This window comes from Brevibacillus sp. FSL K6-0770, assembly GCF_038000275.1.
Taxonomy (GTDB): domain Bacteria; phylum Bacillota; class Bacilli; order Brevibacillales; family Brevibacillaceae; genus Brevibacillus; species Brevibacillus parabrevis.
The window spans coordinates 1,327,873-1,339,081 of the sequence record NZ_JBBOBQ010000001.1; the positions used below are offsets into that span (position 1 = coordinate 1,327,873).

Consider the following 11,209-nt stretch of genomic DNA (forward strand, 5'->3'; position numbering starts at 1 on the left):
CTGGTATTATCCTACCAAATCAAAGCAAGAAAGGTCAAATTCAAACAAGAACGTTCGTTCTTGTTTCCCCACGATCCTCTTACTTTCGGTATAATGATAGAGAGAAAGCTACTACACGATTCGAGTCGTAAACAGGAGAGGAAGGAACCAGATGACCTCCTTTGTCCATTTGCATGTTCATACGGAGTACAGCCTGCTAGACGGAGCGGCGCGGATTGATGCGCTGGTGGAGCGTGCCAAAGAGCTGGGCATGACTGCGCTGGCGATTACGGATCACGCCAATCTGTATGGCGCTGTCCCTTTTTATAAAGCATGTACAGAAAACCAGATCAAGCCGATTATCGGGATGGAATTGTATGTGATCGAAGGAAACTTGCAAGATCGCGTGCGCAATGCGCCTCCCCCGAGCCATTTGATCGTGCTTGCCGAAAATGAGGCGGGCTATCGCAATCTGTTGAAGCTCGCCACGATCGCCAATACGGATGGAAACTACATGATTCCCCGCCTGAACAAAGAAGTGCTGGCCCGGCATGCGGAAGGGTTGATCGCCCTTAGCGGCTGCCAGCAGGGCGAGGTTGCGCAGCTTTTGCTGGCTGGCGAAGCCGAGGCAGCGAAAGAAGCAGCCTTGTGGCACCTTCGCGTTTTTGGCGAGGCGAATTACTTTTTGGAGCTGGCTGACCACGGCCTGGAGAGCGAGCGCAGACTCAATGCCCGTCTGGTCAAGCTGAGCCAGGAGACGGGCATCCCGCTGGTCGTCACGAACAATGTGCACTACGTGAAGCAAAACGAGCATCGCCAGCACGATATTTTGCTCGCGATCAAAGAGGGCAAGACCATCGACGAGGAAAACCGCTTCCGCTACGAAACCGACCAATACTATTTGAAAAGCGAAGCAGAAATGGCCGCCGCCTTTTCTTACGTACCCGAAGCGCTTGCCAACACGGGAAAAATCGCGGACAGATGCAACCTCACATTGTCGTTTGGGGCGCACATTTTGCCGGAATTTCCCTTGCCGGAGGGCCGGGATTCGACGCAATATTTGCGTTCGCTATGCGAGCAAGGCTGCCGGGAGCGGTACAAGACAATCACGCCGGACATACAGGCGCGTCTCGATCACGAGCTGTCGATCATTACAGGCACGGGCTTTACCGATTACTTCCTGATCGTCTGGGACTTCATGCGCTACGCCCATCAGCACGGGATTCCGACCGGACCAGGGCGGGGTTCTGCTGCCGGAAGCCTCGTCGCCTACGCATTGAAAATAACGAACGTAGACCCGCTTCATTTCAATCTGCTGTTTGAACGGTTTCTCAATCCGGAGCGGGTGACGATGCCCGATATCGATATCGACTTTTCCGTGGAGCGGCGCGACGAAGTCATCCATTACGTGGCGAAAAAATACGGTCACGACCGCGTGGCCCAGATTATTACGTTTGGAACGATGGCGGCTCGCGCTGCGGTGCGCGACGTAGGCCGGGCACTCGGCCTGTCCGTCGGGATCGTCGACCGGGTAGCGAAAATGATTCCGCAATCTCCCGGCATGACGATTGACCGTGCCATGAAGCTCATTCCGGACATCGGCAAGCTGTGCCAGGAAAACAGACAGGCCGCCCTTTTGATCGAGACGGCAAAAGGCGTGGAAGGTTTGCCGCGCCATGCTTCGACACATGCGGCGGGCGTCGTGATCTCGCGGGAGCCGCTGACCAGCTATGTTCCGTTGCAGACGGGCAGCGAAGGCTTGGCACTGACGCAGTATCCGATGGAGGTGCTGGAGGAAGTCGGTCTGTTGAAAATGGATTTTCTCGGCTTGCGCAACTTGACGATCATTCAGGAGACACTTCGTCATCTGCATGAACAGGGGATTGCGATTGAGTTGGAGAGCATTCCGACGGATGATCCGAATACGTTCCGCATGTTGTCGCGCGGCGAGACGACAGGGGTATTCCAGCTGGAGTCCGGCGGGATGCGCAACGTGCTCCGCGACCTGAAGCCGACCAGTCTGGACGATATTATCGCTGTGCTGGCCTTGTATCGGCCGGGACCGATGGAAATTATCCCGCAGTACATCGCCGCCAAGCACGGCCAGAGCGCTGTGCATTACGCGCATCCGGTGCTTGAGCCGATCTTGCGCGAGACGCACGGCTTCATGATCTACCAGGAGCAAATTATGCAAATCTCGTCTACGCTCGCTGGCTTCAGCTTGGGTGAGGCAGATATTTTGCGCCGGGCGGTCGGAAAGAAAAAACGCGAGCTGTTGGCCGAGCAGCGGGAAAAGTTCGTGGCTGGTTGCGTCCGTCAAGGCTACGGCGAAGAGCTTGGTCATCAAGTGTACGATCTGATCGTCCGCTTTGCCGATTACGGCTTCAATAAAGCGCACTCTGTCGCCTACGCGGTCATCGCCTACCAGATGGCGTATTTGAAAGCGACCTATCCGCTTGCTTTTATGGCAGCCCTTTTGTCGCTGTCGATCGGCTCGCAGACGAGAATCGCCGAGTACACGGAGGAGGCGCGGCGTCTGGGGCTTCGCGTGCTGGGGCCGGATGTCAACAAAAGCACGGCGTCCTTTGCAGTCGAACAAGATGCGATTCGCTTCGGGCTTGCTGCCGTCAAAAACGTCGGCTATGGAGCGATCGAATCGATTGTAAAAGAACGGGCTGTGCGTCCGTATCGGGACGTTTTCGATTTTTGCGCCAGAGTAGATGCGCGTCTCGTGAACAGACGAGTCGTAGAATCGCTGACGCTCTGCGGGGCGCTGGATTCGCTGCCTGGTCACCGCAGCCAGTTGCTGCTGCTTTTGGACGAGGCGGTCGGCAAGACGAATGCGAAGCGGATCGAGCGCGACGCGAATCAGCTCGACCTGTTTGCGGGAGAAGAACAAGCGGCGCCATTGCGCGAGCCGGCTGAATATCCGGAAGTGCCGCCGATGTCACGCGCCCAGCAACTGAAAGAAGAACGGGAACTGATCGGCGTGTACATTTCCGGCCATCCGCTCGACCAGTATGCGCACGTGGCTGCCCGCCCCGAAGTGACGGCTGTTTCAGCGCTCAGCGAGCTGGCCCGCGACAAAACGGTGAAAGTGTTCGGAATGATTGCGGAAGAAAAGCGCATCCAGACGAAAAAGGGCGACCCGATGGCGTTTTTGGTGCTGGAGGACAAAACCGCGCAGGTGGAGCTGGTCGTCTTTCCGCAAGTGTTTGCCAAGTACGGCGACTTGCTCGGCAAAGAGCGGATGGTCGTAGCCGAAGCGCGGGTGGACCATCAGGATGACATGGTGAAGCTGCTCGCATCGCGCTTTTGGGATGCCGAGACACTGCAAGCGCCGACTGCCGAGACGGTGTTGTTTGTCAAAATTTCCGCCCAGCAGGAGCACGATTCGACACTGCAACGTTTGCAACGGCTGTTTGTCGAAAAAAAAGGAACGATTCCTGTGATTCTGTTTTACGAGGGAAAAAGACAGACAATTCGCCTGCCGGAGGACATTCGGGTCGAGGTGGACGAGTCATTTTTGGAGCAAGCGCGAGATATTGTGGGACGTGACAGCGTAATTCAGAAAGAATTGCCCATAAATTGGGGAGGATGAGGAATGTCCTCCCTTTTTCGCCGTTTTCGGCAGGTTTACAGGATAACAGGTTTTGCTATATATTGAATTCATAACTCGTTAAGTGGTCAGACCACTTAGGGCTTTCAAGCAATAAAGAGGCTGTTCAGGCAATCATAGAAAGACTATCGTGAAATGGAGTGGTAATGGATGTCTAGTTTGAGAGAGGAAGCGCTGGAACTTCACCGAAAAAATAAAGGGAAGCTGGAGGCAGTGACCAAGGTTCCCGTTCGCAATGCTCGCGATCTGAGCCTTGCTTATTCTCCTGGTGTTGCTGAGCCTTGCAAAGACATTTTTGACGACAAATCCAAAGTTTACGAATACACCATGAAGGGCAACCTCGTTGCAGTCGTGAGCGATGGTACCGCTGTTCTCGGTCTCGGCAACATCGGACCGGAAGCCGCTATGCCGGTGATGGAAGGAAAAGCCGTACTGTTCAAATCGTTCGCAGGCGTGGACGCATTCCCGATCTGCCTGAACACGACTGATGTAGACAAAATCGTAGAAACTGTGAAGCTGCTCGAACCGACTTTTGGCGGTGTTAACCTTGAAGATATCGCAGCTCCGGCATGCTTCGAGGTAGAAGAGCGCCTGAAGCGCGAAACAAACATTCCGATTTTCCACGACGATCAGCACGGTACAGCAATCGTAACGGCTGCGGGCCTGATCAACGCCCTGCGCGTGGTTGACAAAAAGCTCGAAGATATCCGCGTGGTAGCGAACGGTGCGGGCGCTGCTGGTATCGCGATCATGAAACTTTTGATTTCCATGGGTGTAAAAGAAGTGATCATGGTTGATACAAAAGGAATCGTGTACGAAGGCCGTCAATTCGGGATGAACCCGGTAAAAGAAGAGATGGCGAAAATCACGAACCGCAGCAAGCTGCAAGGCGACCTCGCTGACGCGATGAAAGGCGCTGACGTCTTCATCGGCGTATCTGTAGCAGGCGCGGTAACTCCTGACATGGTTCGCTCCATGAACCGCGATGCGATCATCTTCGCGATGGCGAACCCGACTCCGGAAATCATGCCGAGCGAGGCGAAAGAAGCAGGGGCAGCCGTAGTCGGTACAGGCCGTTCCGACTTCCCGAACCAGGTGAACAACGTACTTGCCTTCCCGGGCATTTTCCGTGGGGCGCTCGATACGCGCGCGACTGAAATCAACGAGGACATGAAGCTGGCAGCCGTGTACGCAATCGCGGACCTGATCACGCCAGAAGAGCTTTCCGCAGAAAAAGTCATCCCTGCTCCGTTTGATCCGCGCGTCGCTCCAAATGTGGCGGCAGCCGTAGCCAAAGCAGCGATGGAGAGCGGCGTTGCCCGCATCACTGTCGATCCGGAAGCAGTAAAAGAGAAAACAGCCAGTCTGGCAGCCATTTCCTATCAGCAAGTGTAAGGAAGTGCAGTCAAACACCCTCCACGAGCATCTGTATCAGACGTGAATATGTGGGGGGTGCTTCACTTCACCAGTAGCAGCCATTAAGGGGGATCATTGTGCTCGACTCAACTCAAGATCGAAAGGTTTACGAAGGCATACTCCTGCAATTGCATGCAATCATTCAGGAGCAAAACTTACGGCCTGGCGACAAGCTTCCGTCGGAGCGAGAGTTGTCTGAGCAATTAGGGGCTGGTCGCTCCTCTGTACGCGAAGCCCTCCGTGCGCTGGAGCTGCTCGGGCTCATCGAGACGCGCCGCGGGGAAGGCACTTTCCTCAAGCATTATCGGCACAACCGACTGATCGATATTCTTGGCTTTTTTATCCTACGGGATACGAAAACCAAGAAGGACTTGATCGAAATGCGCAAGATGCTGGAGATCGATGCTGTCCGTCTCGCCTGTAGACGGGCCACGCCCAAGCATTTCGAGGAAATGGAACGGATTCTCGCGATCGCACAAGAGCGGGTAGAGAGAGGCGAGGTTCCTACAGAAGAAGACTACCAGTTCCACCGCGTGATTTGCCGATCCAGCCGCAACTCCATTTTGCACCGCATCTGGACGCCTTTGGTAGAGTACAGCAACAGTGTGCGGATTGAATCGTTGTCGCGGGAAGGCAGGGCGCGCATGGCATTGGAGGAGCATCGCGAGATCATGGAAGCGATTCGCGAAGGCGATGTCACTGTCGCGGTTGAGAGAATGAGGCACCACTTGGAGAACAGCAAGCTCTAGATTTTACTCCTATTTGCGAGGGGCGCTGGCGCTGTGATATGATGATGCAGACCTGTATTGGACGATGAAGGAGGAAGCCAGCATGTGGACGGTCATCTACATCGCTCCTAGCGCTAGAATAGCTGAACGGATACAGCAACGTTTGACAGATGAAGGATTTTTGGTCAAGGTTCGCGAGGCGAGAGTTTCGAAGCAATACGAGATTCTTGTGCCCGAAGGCGAACTGAACGAAGTCCGGGATGTACTCGGCTCGATCCTTCACTGATGAGAAAGGTGGGGTGTACCTGTGCTAAAAGATCTTTTTGGGAAAAAGCGCAAATTTGCCACTGTCCCTTCCGAGACGCTGGCACGTGTCCCTGCTTCCACCGACGCTAGCAAGGAAGCGGGTACGAAGGAGAAGGAAGTCCCTGAGGGATTGATGAATAAATGCCCACATTGTGGGACGATCCACTACTCGAAGGATTTGGAAAAAAACTTGCGCGTATGCAAAGGCTGCCAGTTTCACTATTCCATGTCCGCGCCAGAGCGGTTGCAATCCCTTTTGGATGAAGGTGTCCTGACAGAGGAGTTTGACGCGAACCTGATCGCGTCCAATCCGCTCGGGTTCCCTGACTATCTGGAAAAGCTGGAGCAGGATATGGCAAACACGAATTTGAACGAAGCGATCATCACTGGCGAGGGCTTGCTCGGCGGCAACCGCATCGTGATCGGGGTTATGGATTCCCGCTTCCGCATGGCCAGCATGGGCTCGGTTGTCGGGGAAAAAATTACGCGTGCAATTGAGCAAGCGATCGAACGGCGTCTGCCTTTCATCCTGTTCTCCGCATCCGGCGGTGCGCGCATGCAGGAAGGCGTACTGAGTCTGATGCAGATGGCGAAGACCAGTGCCGCTTTGTCCAGACTGGACCGCGAGCGCTTGCTGTTCGTTTCGGTCATGACGAATCCTACATATGGCGGTGTATCTGCAAGCTTCTCTTCCCTTGGCGACTACAATATCGCAGAACCGGGAGCCATGATCGGCTTTGCGGGACGTCGCGTCATTGAGCAAACGATTCGCCAGGAGCTGCCAAAAGACTTCCAGACTGCGGAGTTTTTGCTGAAAAACGGTCAGCTCGACATGGTCGTACATCGCAAGGACATGCGTCAAACGCTGTCCAAACTGGTAGAGATGCACACGTCACGGGAAGGAGTGGAAATATGGCAGGCGAACTCCCCTTTGAAAAGCCATTAGTAGAATTGCAAGACAAGATTAAGGAATTGCGCCGCTTTACCGAAGAAAAAGGCATTGATTTCTCCGACGAAGTAAAGCGTCTGGAGCAAAAGGCAAAAGAGCTTGCCGAACAAATTTATGGCAACTTGACGCCGTGGCAGCGCGTCCAACTGGCCCGTCACCCGGAAAGACCAACGACTTTGGACTATATTCAACTTCTTTTTACTGATTTTATAGAAGTACACGGGGACAGGTTGTACGGGGATGACCATTCGATCGTGGGCGGCATCGCCAAGCTGGACGGTCGTCCGGTGACTGTGATCGGCCATCAAAAAGGCAAAGACACCAAGGACAACATCAAGCGCAATTTCGGGATGGCGCATCCTGAAGGGTACAGAAAAGCTCTGCGCATCATGCAGCAGGCCGACAAATTCGGACGTCCGATTATTTGTTTCATCAACACATCGGGAGCGTATCCGGGTAAAGCGGCAGAAGAGCGCGGCCAGAGCGAAGCGATTGCTCGCAACTTGCGGGAAATGGCTACTTTTCGCGTGCCGATTATTTGTATCGTCATCGGCGAAGGCGGCAGCGGCGGTGCGCTGGCGATCAGCGTCGGCAATCGCATCTATATGCTGGAGAATTCCTATTACTCCGTGATTGCACCGGAGAGCGCGGCGGCCATTTTGTGGAGAGATTCCAGCCTTGGCATGCGCGCAGCGGAGTCGATGAAAATTACGGCTCCTGATTTGCTCGCGCTCGGCGTGATCGACGGCATCATTGACGAGCCGTTCGGCGGGGCGCATCGAGACTTGATTGCGCAGGCAACAGCGGTCAAGACGGTGATTGCCGAGCAATTGGAACAGTTGGGTCGTTTGAGCCCGGATGAACTGATACAGGACCGATATGAGAAGTTCAAACGAATCGGCGAATACGCCTCCCTGTAAGTCACAGGGGGCGTTTTTTGTGCGGTAAAAAGACTGAGTCTATTGATGGACGATCGTATAGTCTGAACACAGACCGCAATAAAATCATGGCACAGCCAAGTTTTCTTATCTTTTTTTGGCACGGAAAATCTGCTACAATCGATTTCGAACAAGCGAGTTATCAGAGCTTTCAAAAAGTATGGCACATTTCTGTTCTGTGTATAACAGATATACGAAATGGAGTAATACAGCATGTTTCATAGTCGTTATGGTACATACTGTTTCCGTTTCATGACATGCTAAAGACGAAATGGATTGGAGAGGTGGATTCCATGCAAAAGCTTGCGGTTCTGACCAGCGGAGGAGATTCGCCCGGCATGAACGCCGCGGTGCGTGCGGCAGTTCGTCGTGCTGCTTACCACGGAGTGCAAATGTACGGGGTGTATCACGGCTACGAAGGTCTGATGAATGGCGATATCCAGGAAATGACACTGGGCTCCGTTGGGGACATTATCCAGCGAGGAGGAACCATCCTTTACTCTGCCCGCAGCCAAGCCTTCAGAACAGAGGAAGGGCAGCAAAAAGCAGTGGAGCAGCTGCGCAAATTCGGGATTGAAGGGCTGATCGTCATCGGTGGAGACGGGTCGTTCCGCGGCGCACAGAAGCTGACGGAAAAAGGCTTCCCGACCATCGGCGTGCCGGGAACGATTGATAACGACATTCCGTGCACCGATTTTACGATTGGGTTCGATACCGCTCTGAATACGATTGTGGAAGCGATCGATAAAATTCGCGACACGGCAACCTCTCATGAGCGCACCTACATTATCGAGGTAATGGGCCGGGACGCAGGCGATTTGGCACTGTGGGCAGGACTTGCTGCTGGGGCCGAGTCGATTATCATCCCGGAAGAATCCCAGGACATGAGCGATATTATAGAACGCCTGCATGCCGGACAGCGCCGTGGCAAAAAGCATTCCATCATTATAGTGGCGGAAGGCGTAGGCAGCGCTGCTTCGTACGCGGAAGCCATCACCAAGGAAACAGGCTGGGAGACGCGCGTGACCGTGCTCGGACACATTCAGCGCGGAGGCTCACCTACCGCGATGGACCGCATGCTGGCGAGCCGGATGGGAGCAGCCGCAGTCGACTTGCTCCTGGAAGGCAAAAAAGACCGGATGGTTGGCATCCAGAACAACACAATCGTCGACGTCGATTTCAATGAAGCATTGTCCCAGAAACACCAACTGGATTTATCCGTATATCAACTGGCGCGCACACTGTCTATTTGATCAGGCAAAGCCTGGATAGCAGTGTATAGAGGAGGCATAATTCCTATGTTAAGGAAAGCAAAAATCGTGTGTACAATCGGACCGGCGAGTGAGTCCGTTGAAACGTTGAAAAAGCTGATTCATGCGGGGATGAACGTAGCCCGTCTGAACTTTTCCCACGGAAGCCATGAAGAGCACGCAGCGCGGATCGTGAACATTCGTCGTGCGTCCGAAGAGACAGGCAAGCCGGTGGCGATTCTTTTGGATACAAAAGGGCCGGAAATCCGCACAGGCACGCTTGCTACAGATTCGGTCGAGCTGGAAGAAGGCAAGACGCTGATTTTGACGACAGAAGAACTGGCAGGAACGGCAGAAAAAGTCTCGATCACTTATTCGGAACTGCCTCAGGATGTCAATCCGGGCGACACGATTTTGATTGATGACGGCCTGATCGGGCTGACGGTTCTGGAAGTGCAAGGCAACGAGATCGTTTGCCAAATCAAAAACGGCGGCACGCTGAAAAGCAAAAAGGGCGTCAACGTGCCAGGCGTCAAAATCAATTTGCCGGGAATTACGGAAAAGGACGCACAAGATATCGAGTTCGGGATTGCGCAGCAAGTCGATTTCATTGCGGCTTCTTTTGTCCGCAAGGCGAGCGACATTCTCGAAATTCGCCAGATTTTGGAGCGCCACAACGTGCGCATTGACATCATCGCGAAGATCGAAAACCAGGAAGGCGTCGACAATGTCGATGAAATCCTCGTCGTAACAGACGGCATCATGGTAGCGCGTGGCGACCTTGGCGTGGAAATACCTGCTGAGGAAGTGCCGCTCGTCCAGAAAAAGCTGATCAAAAAATGCAACGAGCTGGCCAAACCTGTCATCACGGCGACGCAAATGCTCGATTCCATGCAGCGCAACCCTCGTCCTACTCGCGCAGAAGCAAGCGACGTAGCCAATGCGATTTTTGACGGCACAGACGCGATCATGCTGTCCGGTGAGACGGCTGCGGGCAAATATCCGGTAGAATCGGTCGAAACGATGGACCGCATCGCGGTACGAGCAGAGCAAGAGCTTAACTACCGTGAGATTTTGTATGCGCAAGCGCAGCTCAAGCAAGTGACGATTACCGATGCGATTAGCCAGGCTGTCTCCAATGCAGCGCTCGATCTCGATGCGACAGCGATCATTACGGCGACAGAGAGCGGTCATACGGCGCGCATGGTATCCAAATTCCGTCCGAAAGCTCCCATCGTAGCGGTCACACCGCACGAAGCTGTCATTCGCCGACTGGCGCTCGTAAACGGCGTATATCCGGTCAAAGGCGTGCTGGCAAACACAACCGATGAGATGCTGGAGATGTCTGTCCAGGAAGCAATCGACGCAGGCTTCGTGCGTCACGGCGACCTCGTAGTCATTACCGCGGGTGTGCCTGTGCGTGAAGTAGGGACAACCAACCTCATGAAGATTCACGTGATCGGCGATGTCGTGGCAAAAGGCCAAGGCATCGGTCGCAAAGTCGTGACGAGCAAAGTCGTCATCGCCCGTTCGGCAGAAGAAGCGCTGCAAAAAGTAGAAGACGGCGTGATCCTGGTGACGATCGGAACGGACTCGGACATGATTGAAGCGTTCAGCAAGGCAGGAGCGGTCATTTGCGAAGAGGGCGGGCTGACATCCCATGCAGCGATCGTCGGGCTCAATTTGGGCGTCCCAGTGATCGTAGGCGTGCAGTTTGCCACCGACTTGCTGAAGGAAGGCCAAATCGTTACGGTGGACTCCGAACGTGGGCATATTTATTCAGGGCAGACGCGGGTTCTGTAGGTCATCAGACTCATTTTTATAGCAAAAGCACTTTTTGGGGGTGGCATCTTGTCACCCCTTTTTGCATTGGGCAGACTGGTGGCAACGCGATTTTCGCTGATAGCATTTTCCAGAATACGGTGTTTTTTAGGTGGTGCAAACGGGGAGGGAATCTGATAAAATCGATCAGGTGTTCGTCTGAGCAAGCGCCGGGAAAGTGTCGAGTTTTCACTGTAACGGCC

The 11,209-nt window shown here is 54.0% G+C and carries 8 protein-coding genes; all 8 read left to right on the forward strand.

What is annotated here, in order from left to right; translation table 11 throughout:
- Positions 1 to 151 precede the first annotated feature (151 nt).
- Entirely contained in the window at positions 152 to 3,580 is a 3,429-nt protein-coding gene (locus tag NST23_RS06675) for a DNA polymerase III subunit alpha (protein ID WP_274875000.1), read from the forward strand.
- Positions 3,581 to 3,748: 168 nt separating this feature from the next.
- Positions 3,749 to 4,993, forward strand: coding sequence for an NAD(P)-dependent malic enzyme (locus NST23_RS06680; protein ID WP_122962902.1), 1,245 nt, complete (start codon positions 3,749 to 3,751; stop codon positions 4,991 to 4,993).
- Positions 4,994 to 5,091: 98 nt separating this feature from the next.
- Positions 5,092 to 5,763: a FadR/GntR family transcriptional regulator gene (locus tag NST23_RS06685; protein WP_122962903.1), complete on the forward strand. Its 672-nt coding sequence runs from the start codon at positions 5,092 to 5,094 to the stop codon at positions 5,761 to 5,763.
- A gap of 82 nt (positions 5,764 to 5,845) precedes the next feature.
- Positions 5,846 to 6,028, forward strand: coding sequence for a glutamate decarboxylase (locus NST23_RS06690; RefSeq protein ID WP_122962904.1), 183 nt, complete (start codon positions 5,846 to 5,848; stop codon positions 6,026 to 6,028).
- A gap of 21 nt (positions 6,029 to 6,049) precedes the next feature.
- Positions 6,050 to 6,994 carry an acetyl-CoA carboxylase, carboxyltransferase subunit beta gene (accD, locus tag NST23_RS06695; protein ID WP_122962905.1) on the forward strand — a complete coding sequence of 315 codons (945 nt, stop codon included), beginning with the start codon at positions 6,050 to 6,052 and terminating at the stop codon, positions 6,992 to 6,994.
- Positions 6,961 to 7,917: an acetyl-CoA carboxylase carboxyl transferase subunit alpha gene (gene accA, locus NST23_RS06700; RefSeq protein WP_063229170.1), complete on the forward strand. Its 957-nt coding sequence runs from the start codon at positions 6,961 to 6,963 to the stop codon at positions 7,915 to 7,917. Before accD ends, accA begins: the two co-directional genes overlap by 34 nt.
- Before the next feature lie 311 nt (positions 7,918 to 8,228).
- Positions 8,229 to 9,188: a 6-phosphofructokinase gene (gene pfkA, locus NST23_RS06705; protein WP_122962906.1), complete on the forward strand. Its 960-nt coding sequence runs from the start codon at positions 8,229 to 8,231 to the stop codon at positions 9,186 to 9,188.
- A 45-nt stretch (positions 9,189 to 9,233) separates the two neighbouring features.
- Entirely contained in the window at positions 9,234 to 10,988 is a 1,755-nt protein-coding gene (gene pyk, locus NST23_RS06710; RefSeq protein WP_122962907.1) for a pyruvate kinase, read from the forward strand.
- Positions 10,989 to 11,209: the final 221 nt, after the last annotated feature.